The sequence below is a fragment of the Pseudoalteromonas sp. UBA6610 genome (assembly GCF_002433295.1).
GTDB classification, from domain to species: Bacteria; Pseudomonadota; Gammaproteobacteria; order Enterobacterales; family Alteromonadaceae; genus Pseudoalteromonas; species Pseudoalteromonas atlantica.
In genome coordinates this window covers 60,634-77,471 of record NZ_DJHW01000141.1, presented here as the reverse complement: position 1 = coordinate 77,471, position 16,838 = coordinate 60,634, and the positions used below count along the sequence as shown (strand labels likewise).

Below are 16,838 nucleotides of genomic sequence, written 5' to 3'. Positions count from 1 at the left end.
CACTTAATAAAGCGAATTGGTATAAAAAACCTTTAAACACTATTAGCATAAGCACAAATAAAATAGCGAGCCTTGGCTCGCTATTTTTGTATCAGCTTTTTGCTGACGAGTATTAACCTTCTAATTGAAAGTCGTACACTGAGCCTAAGTTAAGCAGCTGGGTGAGTTCATCCAGTGCTTGGTAGCTTTCGGTAAGTAGGGCTGAATCAGCAAAGTCGCTTGCGCCTAACTTATCGCGGTAGTTACGTTTTGCCCAGTCACAAAGCTGTGTGTATTTAGTATCGGTTAAAATAACCTCTGGGTTTACTGCGCTTAGCTCTTGTTGGTTAAGGGCTACACGTAAACGTAAGCAGGCAGGGCCGCCGCCATTTTGCATACTTTGGCGCAGGTCAAAAAACTGCACTTGGTTTACTGGGTTATCCGCTAAAATCATTTCTTCAATGTAGGCGTTTACTGCGCTATTACGTTGGCACTCTTGTGGCGCTACTAATAGCATTGAGCCATCATCTAGGCTTACTAATTGGCTATTAAACAAGTAACTGCTTACTGCATCGCTAATGCTTACTTTATCGGTAGGTACTTCAATTATGTATAGCTGTTTGCTGCCGGTGTAGGCATCGCGAATTTCTTGCAGGGCATCGTGTTGGTTTAAAAATGCTTGCTGGTGGCAAAGCAATACGTTTGCGTTACCTACTGCAATTACATCGTTATGAAACACGCCTTGATCTATAACATCTGGATTTTGCTGCAGTAAAATTTGGCTCGATTCTTTTAAATTATGTAATCGGCAAATGGCTTCTGAGGCTTCTAGTGTTTGCCTTGCAGGAAACTTAGCCGGTTTTGGTAACTGGCTGTTAAAGGCACTTGCGCCAAATACGAACATTTCTAGGCCTTGCTCGCCGTGGCTGTCGCAAAGTCGGGTGTGGTTAGCCGCGCCTTCGTCGCCAAAAAAGCCCTGATCGGGTAAATGCGTGTGGTGTGCAAAGTAGCTATCGTTATTAAACATGGCTTTTAGTAAGCGGGTAGTTGTAGCAGGCTCTAAGGAGCGATGAAACTTATTGTTTAAATTAGCTGAGGTAAAGTGCACTTTGCCATCGAGGGTGTCTGGCGATGGAGAAACAGTAGCGGCATTGGCAGTCCACATTGCAGAGGCCGAGTAACACGCGCGCAATAAAATAGGGTCGGCTTTAAATGCTTTATGAATAACTTGCGAGTCGTTGCCGGTAAAACCTAAGCGACGTAGTACGTTTAAATCGGGGCGTGCATGGGGCGCAAACACACCTTGTGTTAGGCCTTTGTCGTGCATGGCTTTCATTTTTTCAAGGCCCTGTAACACAGCTTCTTGAGGGTTTGAAAAACTTGCCGCATTATTTAACGAGGCAACGTTACCATACGATAAACCCGCATAGTTGTGAGTAGGGCCAACTAAGCCATCAAAATTTACTTCTAAGGCGTGCATACACGTTCCAATCATATTGTTTTTAGTTACTTAACAATACAACGCAATGGCCGCGCTTGCAAAGCCTATAAATACGAAATTTATCGGCTGTAAACTCGCTCTTTATCGCACGTAGTATGGGTATTGCTCGGATCGTTTACCTGCCATACGCTAATGTCTAAACGCCATAGTAGGTAAAGGGTGTGGTATAGGTTAGCCATGGTATTTTCCTTGAAAGTTTCACTGAACACATCTGTACTTTGAAAGAATTATGCCAACTGTTAATTGAATATTTTATGAATACAAATCAGATATTTATTAAAACACTAAAAATAACTTTTGAGCGCTTAGCACCACTTTGGGGCTAAAAGGCTTAAAAGTTGCATCAAAAAGCCACGCAGCGGGTGCGTGGCGTATGGTTTATACGCTGTATTTAGCGCCCTACTTTACCCTTTACTAGTGGGTCGAACGACAGCACACTAAATTTTCCTTGGCTGGCATTTTTACCGTTATTTAATACTGGCGAGCGGTGTAGCTCATCTACGGTAAAATATATTTTATGATCGGCGCCATAACTAAAGCCATCAGGCCAGCTTAAGCGCTCGTCTTTAAATAATACGTGGTATTTACCGCTTGGTTTTACTACACCAATTGCGCCGTTGGTTATGTCGGTAACATACACATTACCGCCGCCATCAACAATAATGCCATCTGAAATTGGTTTAGTGCCGTAACGCGTTACTTTACTTTCAAGGGCGCTTGCGCTCAGGCTTTTATTGTTAATATCGCTTGTGGCAATACGGTAAACCGATGTGCCAGACATAGAGCCAAAGTAAAGCCACTGTTCGCTTGGGTCGAGCGTGATTGGGTTTACGCCTAAACGTGCTGGTTGGCCGCCTAGTTTCATAGTGCGCCCTTCAATGACCATGTCGATGTTTTCGGCTGTGGTGTATGGGCTATTTTGTAAGACTCTGCGCGCCTCACCTGTTTTTAAATTTACGGTAATAATAGCGGCTTGGCTGCCTTGTGCGGTGTCGGCAATGTATACAACGCCGTGTTTATTATCGATAACTAAATCGTTTAAAAACGAGGTGTCGGTAATGGTGGGTTTAGCTAAATAAATTATTTTATGCAGCTGCTCTTTGTTGGTATCCCAACCGACTAAACGCCCAGCATGATCAGGGCCTGATGTATCAAGCATCCATAACACGCCATCGGCTGATACATTTATGCCAAGTACGTCGTAAAACCCTTTACCGTTTTTGTACGCGTATGCCCATTCTTCATTAGGGTAGGGTTTGGTGGTGCCATCGCTTAATAGCTCCATAATTTTTTGTTTTTGGCCGTAAAAACCATGTACCGATAAAAACTTACGATCCGATGGCGTAATAGCAATATTACCCGGTGGGTGTTGTGCATCAAATGTAGCAACTGTTTTTAAATCGGTGTGCGTAGGTTGGGTATTAGCAAATGCAATGCTGGTTAAAAATGCGGTGTTGCAGGCTGCTGCTAAAAGTATTTTTTTAATCTGGTTCATGCTTAAAAGCCTTCTAAAACAAGTTTACCGCGTGAGGTGTGCGATTCTAAAATTTGATGTGCTTTATATAAATTAGCCGCGTTAATTGGGCCTAAATTTTGCCCAAGCGTGGTTTTAAGTGTACCTGCGTCTATCAGCTCGCTAATTTCATTAAGTAAGGTGTGCTGCGCTGTTATATCGGCGGTAGTAAATAGCGAGCGGGTAAACATAAACTCCCAATGCACCGATATACACTTACGCTTAAATTTTAAAATATCGAACGATGAAGGGTCATCTATTAGCGCAAATTTACCTTGCGGTTTAATACACTCTACTATTTGATCTTGGTATTGGTCGGTATGGGTTAAGCTAATAACGTAATCAAACTCAGCTAAACCAAGCTCTAGGCGCTGCTCGTTTAAGTTTTTAGTATGATCAAGCACATGATCCGCTCCTAACTCTTTAAGCCAAGTTACGCTTTGCTCGCGCGATGCAGTACCTACTACGTTTAGCCCCGTAAGTTGCTTGGCAAGCTGTACCAAAATAGAGCCAACGCCACCTGCGGCGCCAATAACTAAAATAGATTGTTGAGTATTTTGCTTATTTTTAGGCACTTGCAGGCGATCAAACAGCATTTCGTAGGCGGTAATACTGGTTAGCGGCAGCGCTGCGGCTTGTGCGTCGGTTAATGTTTTAGGCGCACGGCCTACAATACGCTCGTCAACTAATTGAAATTGCGCATTACTGCCTTGGCGCGATAAATCGCCAGCGTAAAATACACGATCTCCCACATTAAATAACGATACCGACTCGCCAACGGCTTTTACAACGCCTACACCGTCCCAGCCTAATACTTTGTAGCCTTGCTCTGGCGCTACATTTGCACGTATTTTTGTATCTACAGGGTTTACCGAAATAGCATTTACTTCAATAAGTAGGTCGTGCCCGCTGGCAGTTGGGGTATCAAGCTCAATTGCTTGTATAGAGCTTGCTGTAAGCGTTTTAGTGTTTTTGGTGTAGCCAAATGCTTTCATGTGCGTTCCTGATGATTTTAACCAAGTGTTTTTAACTTATAAGCACTATAGCTCAGTTGAAAAATAGAAAAAGACATGAAAAACTAAAGCACTTTCAAATTTTAATTGAAAATATGCGATCATTTAACGATATTCAAACTTTTATAGATGTAGCCAGTTGCGCTAGTATTTCTGAAGCTGCACGACAAAACGAGCAAACCCCAGCGGCGGTAAGTGCAGCTATTAAGCGCCTAGAAAAAGACTTAGGAAACGTGCTGTTTATTCGCTCTACTCGCAGCTTACGCTTAAGTGTGGCAGGGGAGCAGTTTTTAAGTTACGCCAAAGACTCTCTTTCGCTTATTCAACAAGGGGTAGCTGCAGTACAAACCGCATTGGGCGAAGTAACGGGAACGCTACAGGTATCGGCCCCGTGCGACTTAGGGCGCAATAAACTAAGTGAATGGCTTAATGAGTTTTTAGCACACTACCCGCATGTAAAACTTAAATTGCACTTAAGTGACGAAGTAAGCGACATTTACAGCCAATCAATTGATATTGCACTGCGCTTTGGTGTACCAAAAGATTCGCAGTTAATTGCAGCGCCACTTTTTTTAAATAATACGCGTATTTTAGTGGCCTCTCCTGAATATGTAGCAAACAATGGATTGCTTACACATCCACTTAACTTAACGCAGCACACCACCATTACCTTTATGCGCTTTGGCGAAGTGTTTAAAGAGTGGCGATTTTATAAAAATGGCGCAGTGCAAAAAGTGCAGCTAAATTGCCAACACATAGTTAACGATGGCGAAATGGTTAGGCGCTGGGCGCTAGAGGGCAAAGGCATTGCGTATAAGTCGTACTTAGATGTAATTGATGATTTAGCAAGCGGGCAGCTCGTTCATTTATGCCCCGAGTGGCAAAGCGATCCGCTACCGCTTTATATGATGTACGCCGACCGACGCCAAATGACACCGGTGATCAGCGCATTTAGGGCGTTTATTCAACAAAAAATAACCGCGTTAGTGGGCTAACTCATCATCGTTTTTAGTTGTTAAATCGCTTATTACTAAATCAAGCAGCTGCATTAGCTGTTTGGCTTGTGTGGGGTCTACACTTTCAAACTTACATAATATATTTTTTGGAATATCAGCGGCTTCGTTTTTAAGGGCTTGCCCACTTTGGGTAAGCTGAATTAGGCGCTTACGCTTATCGTGCTCATCTTTAATAACAGCCAGCAGAGACTTTTCGGTCATTTTTTTGAGTATTTGGGTCATAGCGCCACCATCAATAGCGGTTTTATCTATTAGCTGCGCTATGGTTATTTTGTCTTGCTCCCACAGCGCCATCATTACTACATACTGCGGATACGTTAAATTAAGTGCAGCTAAAGGCTCACGGTAAGCACGTGCAATGCTATTTGATGCCATATATAACCTATGACAAAGCTGATTTTTTAATTTTAATTGCTCAAATGACATACCCAACTCCTAGTGCGTTAATACCTTCAACTCAAAAAACATTTTAATTTGCATGCAAAGTATTTGCAATCTCTAATTACTTGACCTATTATTTTGCATGCAAATTAAATTAATTGATAAACTTTGGAGTTCACTATGAATGTATTACAAAACGTTGCTTACACAGCAAAAGCAACTGCAACCGGTGGTCGTGAAGGTGTAGCTAAATCAGACGATGGCCGTTTAAATGTAAACTTATCAACCCCAAAAGGGCTAGGCGGCGACGACGGACAAGGCACAAACCCAGAGCAATTATTTGCAGCTGGTTATGCAGCGTGCTTTATTGGTGCACTAAAATTTGTAGCCAGTAGCGAAAAAATTGCGCTACCAAGTGATACACACATTAACTCTGAAGTATCTATTGGCGCGATTGAAGGCGGGTTTGGCATTGCAGTTAAATTAGCAGTATCACTCGGTGATATGGATAAAACAGCAGCGCAAGAGCTGGTAAATAAAGCACACCAAGTATGCCCATACTCAAACGCTACACGCGGTAATATTGAAGTTGAGCTTTCGGTTATTTAATTAACTGATTACTTAGCATTGTAATAGCCCAGTGGTTTACCACTGGGCTTTTTTGTATGCAAAGTTTATTAAAAAATAACGTTATAAATATATGAAAACAGCATGATTAAATTAACCCATATACCAGCAACTGACACAGCTGTATTTGTCTTGCAATGATTAAGTAAGCAGCTCTTTAATGCTGAAAAATGTTGGGAGGATGAAAAGGGTTAAGGCGTTCTGCAAGAACGCCGATAGAGGGCAAACTTTATCGTCTGTATCGCCTGTATTGGGTGTGCTTACAACCCTAACTCCGACAGTCCTGGGTGATCGTCGGGGCGGCGCCCTTGGGGCCAGTGAAATTTGCGCTCTGATTCTTTGATGGGTAAGTCGTTGATGCAAGCAAAGCGGTTTTGCATTAAGCCGTTTTCATCGAATTCCCAGTTTTCGTTGCCGTAGGAGCGAAACCAGTTGCCGCTGTCGTCGTGCCACTCATACGCGTAACGCACGGCAATACGATTTTCAGTGAAAGCCCATAACTCTTTTATCAGCCTATATTCCAATTCTTTTTCCCATTTTCTTGTTAAAAATTCTGCGGCTTCTTCGCGGCTGTTCACGAAAGAGCTGCGATTACGCCATTTGGTATCCACTGTATAAGCAAGTGATACCTTTTCAGCGTTACGGCTGTTCCAGCCATCTTCTGCTAGGCGCACTTTTTCGATGGCGCTTTCGCGGGTAAAAGGGGGCAGTGGTGGGCGTGTACTCATGTTTAAATCCTCTTTGGGTAAAGTAACGTTGAATAACTTGTATAGGTTTCATCAATAAGTGACTTTGAATATTAGCCTGTTTAATTGAGCTACAAATCTAATATAACAGTGTCGCAATCTTTCGCTGGCACAGCGCAGCATAACAATACGTCTGATGGGTCAATATGCGCACTTGGCTTGGTGCGATACGTTACAGCACCACTTTTTAGTTTAACCGCACATGAGCCACATTGGCCGCTGCGGCAACTGTATGGTGGCGTAAGTCCTTTGCTTTCGGCCACCTCTAGCAAGGGGCTATCACCTTTATTCCAGCTTTGTTCAATACCCGAGTGGGCAAACTTTATCACGGCAGATTCGGCCTCTAGCTCAGCGTGGTTGCTGGTATCTGCTGATTGGCGTGCTAAAGATGATGGCCCAAACGCTTCGGCATGAATATCTTGATCTTTTACCCCAATGCCGATCAGTAAGTCATACATACTTTGCATAAATCCCTGAGGGCCACACAGATAAAAGTCTTTGTCGAACAGCGATGGGAAATCGACGCTATGCTCTGTGGCCATTGCATTGAGTACGTCCATTACCAAGCTTTGGCTAATTCGCCCTTGGGAAGTGTAATCGTTCGACGCCGCAGAACTCTCTGTCTGAGCGTAGTGAATATCACTTAACACAGAATAATACTGAATACGCCCAGCGCTTCGCTTAGCAATGTTGCTCAGTTCTGCATAAAAAGCGCGTTGCTCACTGTTTTTGGCCGCTTGAATAACTGCCATTGGGCGGATATAGCGAGTGCGTATACCTTCATTAACTGCATCATTAGCCATGGCTACCATTGGCGTTATGCCCACACCCGCACCTATTAAAATGGCTGGGCGCTGTTGTGTGTTATCGATAAAAAAATGGCCGCTTGGTGCTTTAATCTGTATTTCACTGCCAATCGATATTCGAGAATGCAAGGTACTTGATACCAGACCATACTCTTCACGTTTTACTGAAATACGATAACCACTTTGCGTTGGGGCACTGGATACAGTGTAATTGCGCACAAGCCAGTTTTCAGTATTTTGCTGCTTAATACGCAGGGTTAAATGTTGCCCTGGGGAAAATGGCAGTACGGGAGAGTCATCTTTAGGCTGTAAATAAAATGAGCGGATTGTACTACTCTCGTCTTCGGTTTTACTGACGGTAAATGCGCGCCACTGGTTGCGTTTAGCTTGTGCTTTAACGATTGCTTCTGCCTGTGACCAAGTACCCGTTGCTTCAGAATTGGGAGAATAGCTGTCGAATTGAGCGCGAAATGGCAGTGCCGCTTTTAATGTCACCCCTTGGGTTAGGGTAAATTGCCAGCCGCGCTGCGCACCTTGAAACCCTTTAATTATCGGTGAGTCACTCGCCAGCAAGGTAACCGTGCCGGTTAACATAAAAACATCGCCGCTGGTAAAATCAACAAACAATAACCCTGCCTTGGGGTTGACTAAGAAGTTTCCCAGCGTATTGAAGAAGTTATTTCCTGCATAATCAGGAATGGTGAGGGTGTTTTCGTCAACCTTTATAAAACCTGGCATGCCACCACGGTGTGACACATCAACCCCCATAGCATTACGGGCAGATACCTGACGGTTTACTTCGTTTGCAGGTTCGTGACCCGCAGAACTGGCAACAAAAAACGTATCCGCTTGGCGGATAAAGGCCTTTAGGCTATCACTTAGTTCAAAAAACGTTTCAGCGCGCGGGGCCTTGTATGGCGCATCTGGCGAACGGATAAAGTGAAGGTCGCGAGTTTGAATATATTGCGGACAATTGCCAAAAGATTGCTCAACCTCTAAAGCAAACTGGTTGTTCGCTGCGCTGGTAACACAAGCGTTGACGCGGTTTCTACGCCGGGTCGACATTTCTAACCCCAATAAACCCAATCGAGCACCTTGTGTGATTGCTGCTGCTAATGGATCACCTGATAAAATTGGGGTGTTTACTGTGAGCTGAGTCGGGGAAGGGGACTGCACGAAGCCGGGCTTTCCAGGCAAAATTGACGCCCAAAGTTGCCCCTTATCTGATGTACTACCCAGCACCATAAACGGCAGTTGTTGGAAAAACTGCCTGTGCTGATCTGGCATAAATTCGCGGATCGCGCGGCGGCCAATAGTACGCATTTTTTCGTAACTTCCGGCACGTCTTTGCATTTGCTGTTCACCTTCGTGAAAAGCACTTGAAGTAATGTGTGTGTTCATAATGACTCCATTAGCGCAGTGCGCCGGAAAAGCATTTGCCAAAAATATTAAACTGGTGATGCAAAAGAATGTCGGGCTCAAACCTATTCATTGAAAGGCAGAGCCGCTTTAACAAATACTTACTTTACCAGTCCCGCTTTTGTAGCCTGCATAGGAACGAAACCGCTTAACCCTTCTACGTTAGATAACCAGCGACGTATATTCGGATATGGGTCAAGAGATACATCCCCCTCGGGAGCGTGGGCGACATAGCTGTATATCGCAAAATCAGCCAAGCTCACTTTATTTGCCACCAAGAAGTCATTGCCATTGAGTTGCTGTTCCAGTTTTGTTAGGGCTTTTGCTGCTGTTTCTTTAGCGAAAACAGGGTCAACCGGCGAGTTGAAAACATTAATTAACCTCGCTGCACCAGGACCGTAGGATATCTCTCCTGCTGACATGGCAAGAAAACGATGCATCTCAGCTTCGTTGGCAAGATCTTGCGGAATATATGAAGGTGCGTATTTGCGTGCCAAGTAAATCAAGATTGATATTGAATCGTGGATTACCACGTCAGAATCCTCAATTACTGGTACTACACCTAATGGATTGAGAGCCAGAAAGGGGGCTTGTTTATGCTCCCCAGCGGGTAAGTCTACATAAATAACTTCATGGGCTATGCCTGCAACACTTGCAAATAACTCTACTCGGTGGGCATGGCCGGATAATGGAAAACCGTGAATTTTAATGGCGTTTGACATGATATTTACCTTATTTAATCGTTAACTGATGACTTTTGCTGTTAGCCACTGACCTGTCGTGGCATGGGTAAATATTAGGCGTTGAGTCTCTTATGAACAATATGTTGATTTATGGAATCACTATGTACAGAATGTTCATAAATTGGGCGAAGCATTACACGGAGCAATATAAGGAGCTCTTATGGATACACTTGACGGCATGCGCACGTTTATTGCGGTGGCAAAGCAAAAATCTTTCACCGCGGGGGCTAAACAATTGGGCATTAGCACTAAGCTAGCAAGTAAATATATTGGTCAGTTAGAGAAAAAGCACGGTGCTTTGTTGTTCCACCGTACTACGCGAAGTATTACGTTGACCGAAACTGGGCAGGCGTATTTTGTGCGATGCGTTCCTTTGTTGGAACAATTTGAAGAGCTAGAAGATGTCATTCAGCATCGACAGTCTGATCTGTCTGGCACGGTTCGCTTAACCGCACCTACCGCATTTGGCAGTACTAAATTAGTCGATGCACTGGCCCCATTTTTAGCCAAGCATCCGAAAATTAATGTTGAGTTGAACCTGTCTGATCAGTACGTGGCTATTATCGATGAAGGTGTGGATGTTGCTGTGAGGTTTGGGCCGTTGAAGGATTCAACGCTGATCGCTAAAAGATTAATGGATATGCGTATTGTTTTTTTTGCCTCTCCTGAGTATTTAAAGCGCAATGGCACACCAAGCCATCCCCGTGCGCTGGCGACACACAATTGTTTATTGCAAACTTCTCAAAACGACCCTGAAAACTGGAAGTTCAAGGAAGATGGCAATACGTTCACCGTTAATGTTAGCGGCGATTTTGCTTCTAACTCCCCCAGAGCAGTAACCCACATGGCTTCTCAAGGGCTAGGAATAGGCATGGGCCCACAATACGTGACAGAGCCTTACGTAAAAGACGGCTCATTGCAGTTACTGTTCGAACCCTACGAAGCAAGCATATTGGAGCTAAATGCAGTGTATGCTTCAAACCGCCACTTACCGGCAAGAATACGAGCATTACTTGATCATCTTGCGCTTTCTTTTGCAACTTAGTGGTAATTACCTCAATAGCTACTGTGCAGGCACAATGTATAACGTATCTGCTTATTGATTTAGAATTTGCTCGTGAAGTAGAGCAAAGCGTAGGGCATCTTTTTATCGCACAGACCTGCGTAAATACCTTGTTAGCATAAGGCTTTAAATGGCAGCAGCGATAAAGCACACCAAGTATGCCCATACTAAAACGCTACAAAAGCCCAGGGGTTTGCCACTGGGCTTTTTTGTGCGCTGCAATTTACTAGAGATCACATTAATTGAAGTGGGCTTTTAAATAAACATACGAAAAATCGTATATTCACTATTTCATATATTCTTATTTTGTTTTATTGTATGCACACTAACTAAACGAGGATGCTATGGAACAACTCAACCCACTACAATTTTACAAATGCTTAGCCGACGATACACGCTTAAAAGCCATGTTATTAATTAGCCATGAGCAAGAGCTGTGTGTGTGTGAGCTTGTTGCTGCGCTTGAACTGAGCCAACCTAAAGTGTCGCGCCATTTAGCGCAGCTTAGGCAATGTGGCCTATTGAGCGACCGTAAGCAAAATCAATGGGTGTATTACAGTATTAATAAAGCCCTGCCACAATGGGCTCTTAGCGTACTAACGCAAACACGAAACGAAAATTCTGCGTTTTATAACGATGATTTAAATCGACTCAATGCAATGGGTAATCGCCCAGAGCGTGCAGCAAGCTGCTGTTAATTAAGTAAATTGATATAACTTTACTAAAGGTATTTATTATGACAATTAAAGTAGGTATTAACGGCTTTGGCCGTATGGGACGTTTAACACTGCGCGCAGCACTAGAGTGGCCAGAAGTAGAATTTATTAAAGTAAACGATGTAGCGGGCGATGCTAAAACACATGCCCATTTATTAGAGTTTGACTCAGTGCACGGGCGTTTAGCGCACAGCGTTACAGCTAACGAGAATAGCTTTAGTGTGGGTAAACACACTATTGCCGTTACCAATAACAAAACCATTAGCGATACCGATTGGTCTGATTGCGATGTAGTGATAGAAGCCAGCGGTAAAATGAAAACCACTGAGTTGTTAAATCAATATTTAGCACAAGGTGTTAAGCGCGTTGTGGTAACCGCTCCGGTAAAAGAAGACGGCATTTTAAATGTGGTTATGGGCGTTAACGATAATTTATATAACCCAGATGAGCACAAAATTGTGACTGCGGCTTCGTGTACGACTAACTGTTTAGCGCCTATTGTAAAAGTACTGCAAGAAAAAGTAGGCATTAAGCACGGCTCAATGACCACTATTCACGATATTACCAATACCCAAACTATTATTGATGCGCCACATAAAGACTTACGTCGTGCTCGTTCATGCGGGACAAGTTTAATACCTACCACAACCGGTAGTGCAACAGCCATTACGCATATATTCCCTGAGCTAAAAGGTAAGTTAAATGGCCATGCCGTGCGCGTACCTTTAACTAACGCATCTATTACTGACTGTGTATTTGAGCTTGAGCGTGGTGTAACTGCCGCTGAGGTGAATGAGTGGTTTGCTCAGGCGTCTAAAAACGAGCTTGCTGGCGTATTAGGTTACGAAGAAAAACCGCTGGTATCGATTGATTACAAAACCGATCCACGCAGTAGCATTATTGATGCGCTTTCTACCATGGTTATTAATAATACCCAGCTTAAATTATACGCTTGGTACGATAACGAATGGGGCTACGCTAATCGTACTGCCGAGCTTATGCTTAAAGTTGCTAAAAGTGACTTGGTTTAACCATTAATTAAAGGTTTTAAGGGCGTTAACCATGTTTGAGCAACTCGCTAATTTACCTACAGCAATAAAACAGTATTTAATAATTACCGGTAATTACTGGGCATTTACCTTAACCGATGGCGCACTACGTATGCTGGTGGTGCTGCATTTTCATCAGTTAGGGTATGGTGCGCTGGCCATTGCCATGCTGTTTTTGTTTTACGAAATTTTTGGTGTGATCACCAATTTAGTGGGCGGTTGGCTAGGGGCTCATTTAGGCCTTAATAAAACCATGAACTTTGGCTTGGCGCTGCAAATAATGGCGCTTGCCATGTTATGTGCGCCAAGTGAATGGCTCACCGTGGCTTATGTTATGGCGGCGCAAGCGCTTAGCGGCATAGCAAAAGATCTAAATAAAATGAGCGCCAAAAGCGCCATTAAACACTTAGTGCCTGAGGGAGAAAGCGGCCAAGGCCAGCTCTATAAATGGGTGGCTATTTTAACGGGCTCTAAAAATGCGTTAAAAGGGGTCGGCTTCTTTTTAGGTGGTTTACTCCTTACGGTACTGGGTTTTGTAGGTGCTTTAAAAGCCCTTATTTTATTACTCACTATTGCGTGGATTATTAGCGTTGTATTTTTAAAAGGCGACATGGGCAAGGCTAAAAATAAGCCTAAGTTTAAAGAGCTATTTTCTAAATCCCGTGCAATAAATTTACTAAGTGCAGCACGATTATGCTTGTTTGCCGCGCGTGATGTATGGTTTGTAGTGGCTTTACCTATTTATTTAGCCCAGCAGTTTAACTGGAACTTTTGGTGGGTAAGTGGCTTTATGGCACTTTGGGTAATTGGCTACGGTGGTGTGCAATCGCAAGCGCCGCGTATTACCGGCACCAGTAACTCAAACATTGATACCGTTAAACATGCCTATTTATGGGTGTTGCTGCTAAGTGTTGTAACAGCACTATTAGCTCTTTTTATGCAACTTGATGTGGCCGTACATGCCACGCTGATTATAGGTTTGCTTATTTTTGGCGGTGTATTTGCCGTTAATTCATCTGTGCATAGTTACTTAATTGTCAGCTTTGCTAAAAGCGATGGTGTATCGCTTGATGTTGGCTTTTATTATATGGCCAATGCCATGGGGCGTTTACTGGGCACGGTGCTTTCGGGGTGGGTATTTCAGGTTTATGGCTTTGTAGCGTGTTTGTGGGTGAGCGTTGCTTTACTCATAGGTGCCACGATAACCACTGCTATTTTGGCCAAGCGTTAGGCCTAATTGTTCAAAAAACTTAAATTATTTTATGTTATTGATGGCTTGATGCAGTTTGTATATTAAACTGTAGGGGTGTTTTAACAAAAGGTAATTTAAGTGCGAGAACTCACGTTAGCAAAAAAGTTATTATGGATAACTGTAGGGAGTACATTTTTAACAGTATTAGTACTTTCTGGGGTTTTATGGTGGCAAATGTCATCAAACAGCGAGGCGCTCGCTAAAGAGTCTGAAGATTATATCGTGGCTGAAGTTGAGCAAAAGCTTAACGCAAACGCGGCTGCTTACGGCGAAAAAATTGCCGGATTTATCAACGAAGCTTACCGAATTCCAAACTCATTAGCTGCAGTACTTGGTGATGCGGCTAATACTCAAACATTAAACCGCGACACGGTAGTGAGCATTAACCGCTCTATACTTGAAAAAAATCGGTTTTTATCGTCAATTTATTCGCAGTTTGAAGCCAATGCCTTTGATGGGCAAGACGCGCAATTTAAGCAAGGATATAAACACTCAGTTAATGGCGATGGCACGTTAGAAGTATATATAACGCGTGATCAAAACGGCATTATTGAGCAGCAAAAAGTAGCTAACGCTGCCGATAAATACCTGACCTCGTTAAACGAATTTGGTATTCGTGAAGCGCATTGGTATTTATGCGCAAAAGATACACTTAAGCCCTGTATTATGGAACCTTACCTTTACGAAATACCTTCTGGCGATTCGGTTATGCTTACCTCTTTAACCGTACCTATTACTAAATCGGGCCGCTTTATTGGTTTAGCAGGCGTTGATTTAACGCTCCCTACGTTTCAGGGCTTAACCGAAAAGCTTTCGAGCGAACTTTATAACGGCCAAGCAAAAGTAACACTTTTAAGTGATATAGGTTTAATTGTAGGCAGCAGCCATTACAAATCTAAATTAGGCCGCCCCTTTAAAGAGGCGGTTAGTAGTAACACTTACAGTGAGCTGGTTAAATTTAAAGGGCAACATGGCCTTTTTAAAACACCTAGCGAGTATTTAGTTAACTACCCAATTAATATTAAGCTGGCTAACACTCAGTGGAGCCTACTTATTGAAGTGCCAAGTAATTTAGCGCTAGAGGGGCCCAATGCCTTAGCTAAAAACATGAGTGACTCGGCCAATCAGCTCGGTGTTGTTATTTTAATAACCGGTGCTGTTATTGCTTTAATTGCTTTTATTATTATGAAAGTGGTAGTGGGCACTGTGGTTGCACCCCTTGAGCAAATTCAACAGCGTGTAGATAACCTTGCCAGCTCAGAAGGTGACTTAACTCATACGCTCCATGTAGATACCCACGCAGAGCTAATTGCGCTTGCGGGTGGTTTTAATGCCTTTTTAGCTAAGCTACGTGGCTTAATTGCAGAGCTTAAAGATGTATCGTCGCAAACAAAACAGCAAGGCGAAATAGCACAGCATATTGCTATTGATACAAAACATAATGTGCAATCGCAGTTTCAAGAAATTGAAAGCGTAGTGACCGCTATGAACGAAATGAGCGCCACCGCACTTGAAGTTGCCAGAGCCTCTGAGCAATCTGCTCAACAAGCGGATGAAATAAATGGTTTAGTGGTTAGCAGTGAGTCGAGCTTGTCATCGGCTATGAGCCAAGTGAAAACCATGTCTGAAGAAATAAAAGAAGCCAACCAAGCGGTTGAAAAAGTGGCTTCGCGTAGTAAAGATATTACGCAAATTTTAGATGTGATCAGAACCATTTCAGAGCAAACCAACTTACTTGCATTAAATGCCGCCATTGAAGCAGCGCGCGCTGGCGAGCACGGCAGAGGCTTTGCGGTAGTTGCCGATGAAGTACGCGCACTGGCGTCTAAAACACGCTCATCTACCGATGATATTAGCCAACTTATAGATAGCTTATTGTTAGAAGTAGGTAATGCATCAACCGTAATTGAAAAAGGCGTAGTACGCGCGCAAAGCGCAGTAGACGAAACCTCAGTGGCGTTTGACGCGCTGCACAGTGTGGTAGTAAAAGTAGATGAAATTACTAATCAAATTACCCACATTGCCACCGCAGCCGAGGAGCAAAGCTTAGTAACCGAAGAGATAAACCGTAACCTTACGCTTATTTCTGATGCGGCATCGCAACTTGCTGATTTATCTACCAAAGCGGGCGATAGCAGTGAAGCGCTTAATGCACTGGTAGCGCAGCAAGATAGCGAGCTTAATAAACTTAAAACGTAAGTAAAGCTCAACCCTAGCAAATATAAAAAGCGGCTAATTCACACGAATTAGCCGCTTTTTTTAGTTGAGACTTTTTAGAAGTTAGTAAAACGAAACGTTATAGCTTTTTGATCAAGGCAAACATTTGATTGATCATTGGCTGCGCTAATTGCTCAACCCCTGGGCGGTTAAAATAGCCACGAAGCCCAGTAAACTGCACCTGAAAAAACTGCGCGTATTCAAGCGCGGTAAGGTTGCTGCTTAGCTCATTATTTTTAATGGCTTGAGCAAACAAGGTGGTTAAGTAGGCTTCAAACTTTGCTGATAGATCTAGGCTTAGCTCGTATAACGAGGCGTCTTTTTCTGCAAATTCGCTGTTTGCTTTTACCAACATACAAATAGCACTTGGGCTACAGTCTTTGGTTTTAATAATTACGTTTTCTACAAACGCACGCAAACCACCTAAAACAGAGTCAGAACTTGCTAAAAACCCATCAATTTGGCTTTTCATTTGTACTGTGTAGTCTTTTAAAGACTCGCTGTATAGGCCTTCTTTAGAGCCAAACGCCGCATATATACTGCCTGGGCGCATGTTAATGGCTTCTTGTAAATCGCGGGTTGAGGTGGCGTTAAACCCCTTTTCCCAAAACAATTGGCTTGCAACGCGAATTACATTATCGCGCTCAAATTTAACTTTGTTTGCCATTTTATTCTCAACTATTTTGAACGTATGCTCAATTTTAACTTGAACAGTCGCTCAAAATCAAATAGTATGTGTCTCGAAGTTACTTAACCTGACACCAGGTTACTCAAACACATTAATTTATTGGAGCAGA

General features: G+C 43.2%; 15 protein-coding genes. 7 read left to right on the top strand and 8 right to left on the bottom strand.

Going from position 1 to position 16,838, the window contains the following annotated elements; translation table 11 throughout:
• Nucleotides 1-112 precede the first annotated feature (112 nt).
• From astB to B4F91_RS18795, 3 genes are all read right to left on the bottom strand, one after another.
• Nucleotides 113-1,459, bottom strand: a complete 1,347-nt coding sequence (astB, locus tag B4F91_RS18805; RefSeq protein WP_029773659.1) for an N-succinylarginine dihydrolase — start codon at nucleotides 1,457-1,459, stop codon at nucleotides 113-115.
• Between the two features lie 412 nt (nucleotides 1,460-1,871).
• Entirely contained in the window at nucleotides 1,872-2,975 is a 1,104-nt protein-coding gene (locus B4F91_RS18800; RefSeq protein ID WP_286938614.1) for an L-dopachrome tautomerase-related protein, read from the bottom strand.
• Nucleotides 2,976-2,977: 2 nt separating this feature from the next.
• Nucleotides 2,978-3,988: a zinc-binding alcohol dehydrogenase family protein gene (locus B4F91_RS18795; RefSeq protein ID WP_286938615.1), complete on the bottom strand. Its 1,011-nt coding sequence runs from the start codon at nucleotides 3,986-3,988 to the stop codon at nucleotides 2,978-2,980.
• 113 nt (nucleotides 3,989-4,101) lie between these two features.
• On the opposite strand from B4F91_RS18795, the gene B4F91_RS18790 reads away from it, so the two are divergent.
• Complete coding sequence (locus B4F91_RS18790) at nucleotides 4,102-5,001, top strand: LysR family transcriptional regulator (RefSeq protein ID WP_286938616.1); 900 nt, start codon at nucleotides 4,102-4,104, stop codon at nucleotides 4,999-5,001.
• Here B4F91_RS18790 and B4F91_RS18785 read toward each other — a convergent pair.
• A complete protein-coding gene (locus tag B4F91_RS18785) occupies nucleotides 4,990-5,448 on the bottom strand; it encodes a MarR family winged helix-turn-helix transcriptional regulator (RefSeq protein ID WP_138685248.1) in 459 nt (152 codons plus the stop codon). The genes B4F91_RS18790 and B4F91_RS18785 overlap by 12 nt on opposite strands.
• A 135-nt stretch (nucleotides 5,449-5,583) precedes the next feature.
• Here B4F91_RS18785 and B4F91_RS18780 point away from each other — a divergent pair, with 135 nt between their 5' ends.
• Nucleotides 5,584-6,012, top strand: coding sequence for an organic hydroperoxide resistance protein (locus B4F91_RS18780; protein WP_286938617.1), 429 nt, complete (start codon nucleotides 5,584-5,586; stop codon nucleotides 6,010-6,012).
• A 278-nt stretch (nucleotides 6,013-6,290) separates the two neighbouring features.
• Here the strand turns inward: B4F91_RS18780 and B4F91_RS18775 are convergent, their stop codons facing one another.
• The 3 genes from B4F91_RS18775 to B4F91_RS18765 form a co-directional block, all read right to left on the bottom strand.
• Nucleotides 6,291-6,758, bottom strand: a complete 468-nt coding sequence (locus B4F91_RS18775; RefSeq protein WP_286938619.1) for a nuclear transport factor 2 family protein — start codon at nucleotides 6,756-6,758, stop codon at nucleotides 6,291-6,293.
• 89 nt (nucleotides 6,759-6,847) lie between these two features.
• The gene (locus B4F91_RS18770; protein ID WP_286938620.1) at nucleotides 6,848-8,983 is read right to left on the bottom strand and encodes a pyridoxamine 5'-phosphate oxidase family protein; all 2,136 of its coding nucleotides are present in this window, start codon (nucleotides 8,981-8,983) and stop codon (nucleotides 6,848-6,850) included.
• A gap of 119 nt (nucleotides 8,984-9,102) precedes the next feature.
• A complete protein-coding gene (locus B4F91_RS18765; protein ID WP_055255515.1) occupies nucleotides 9,103-9,723 on the bottom strand; it encodes a glutathione S-transferase family protein in 621 nt (206 codons plus the stop codon).
• A 181-nt stretch (nucleotides 9,724-9,904) separates the two neighbouring features.
• Between B4F91_RS18765 and B4F91_RS18760 the strand changes: the two genes are divergently transcribed.
• The 5 genes from B4F91_RS18760 (at nucleotide 9,905) to B4F91_RS18740 (ending at nucleotide 16,023) form a co-directional block, all read left to right on the top strand.
• Nucleotides 9,905-10,789, top strand: a complete 885-nt coding sequence (locus tag B4F91_RS18760; RefSeq protein WP_055255514.1) for a LysR family transcriptional regulator — start codon at nucleotides 9,905-9,907, stop codon at nucleotides 10,787-10,789.
• A gap of 362 nt (nucleotides 10,790-11,151) precedes the next feature.
• Entirely contained in the window at nucleotides 11,152-11,505 is a 354-nt protein-coding gene (locus tag B4F91_RS18755) for a metalloregulator ArsR/SmtB family transcription factor (RefSeq protein ID WP_004587025.1), read from the top strand.
• 38 nt (nucleotides 11,506-11,543) lie between these two features.
• On the top strand, nucleotides 11,544-12,554 hold the full coding sequence (locus B4F91_RS18750) for an ArsJ-associated glyceraldehyde-3-phosphate dehydrogenase (RefSeq protein ID WP_024032896.1): 1,011 nt from the start codon (nucleotides 11,544-11,546) through the stop codon (nucleotides 12,552-12,554).
• 31 nt (nucleotides 12,555-12,585) lie between these two features.
• Nucleotides 12,586-13,803, top strand: a complete 1,218-nt coding sequence (gene arsJ / locus B4F91_RS18745) for an organoarsenical effux MFS transporter ArsJ (protein ID WP_055255513.1) — start codon at nucleotides 12,586-12,588, stop codon at nucleotides 13,801-13,803.
• 99 nt (nucleotides 13,804-13,902) lie between these two features.
• Nucleotides 13,903-16,023: a methyl-accepting chemotaxis protein gene (locus B4F91_RS18740; RefSeq protein WP_286939195.1), complete on the top strand. Its 2,121-nt coding sequence runs from the start codon at nucleotides 13,903-13,905 to the stop codon at nucleotides 16,021-16,023.
• A gap of 97 nt (nucleotides 16,024-16,120) precedes the next feature.
• On the opposite strand, the gene B4F91_RS18735 is transcribed toward B4F91_RS18740, so the two are convergent.
• Nucleotides 16,121-16,708, bottom strand: a complete 588-nt coding sequence (locus tag B4F91_RS18735; RefSeq protein ID WP_024032893.1) for a TetR/AcrR family transcriptional regulator — start codon at nucleotides 16,706-16,708, stop codon at nucleotides 16,121-16,123.
• Nucleotides 16,709-16,838 lie beyond the last annotated feature (130 nt).

Coding starts and splice junctions, on each gene's coding strand:
- B4F91_RS18780 (WP_286938617.1), top strand. CDS start 5,584: ATGAATGTATTACAAAACGTTGCTTACACAGCAAAAGCAACTGCAACC.
- B4F91_RS18760 (WP_055255514.1), top strand. CDS start 9,905: ATGGATACACTTGACGGCATGCGCACGTTTATTGCGGTGGCAAAGCAA.
- B4F91_RS18790 (WP_286938616.1), top strand. CDS start 4,102: ATGCGATCATTTAACGATATTCAAACTTTTATAGATGTAGCCAGTTGC.
- B4F91_RS18770 (WP_286938620.1), bottom strand. CDS start 8,983: ATGAACACACACATTACTTCAAGTGCTTTTCACGAAGGTGAACAGCAA.
- B4F91_RS18755 (WP_004587025.1), top strand. CDS start 11,152: ATGGAACAACTCAACCCACTACAATTTTACAAATGCTTAGCCGACGAT.
- B4F91_RS18750 (WP_024032896.1), top strand. CDS start 11,544: ATGACAATTAAAGTAGGTATTAACGGCTTTGGCCGTATGGGACGTTTA.
- B4F91_RS18785 (WP_138685248.1), bottom strand. CDS start 5,448: ATGTCATTTGAGCAATTAAAATTAAAAAATCAGCTTTGTCATAGGTTA.
- B4F91_RS18775 (WP_286938619.1), bottom strand. CDS start 6,758: ATGAGTACACGCCCACCACTGCCCCCTTTTACCCGCGAAAGCGCCATC.
- B4F91_RS18800 (WP_286938614.1), bottom strand. CDS start 2,975: ATGAACCAGATTAAAAAAATACTTTTAGCAGCAGCCTGCAACACCGCA.
- astB (WP_029773659.1), bottom strand. CDS start 1,459: ATGCACGCCTTAGAAGTAAATTTTGATGGCTTAGTTGGCCCTACTCAC.
- B4F91_RS18765 (WP_055255515.1), bottom strand. CDS start 9,723: ATGTCAAACGCCATTAAAATTCACGGTTTTCCATTATCCGGCCATGCC.
- B4F91_RS18735 (WP_024032893.1), bottom strand. CDS start 16,708: ATGGCAAACAAAGTTAAATTTGAGCGCGATAATGTAATTCGCGTTGCA.
- arsJ (WP_055255513.1), top strand. CDS start 12,586: ATGTTTGAGCAACTCGCTAATTTACCTACAGCAATAAAACAGTATTTA.
- B4F91_RS18795 (WP_286938615.1), bottom strand. CDS start 3,988: ATGAAAGCATTTGGCTACACCAAAAACACTAAAACGCTTACAGCAAGC.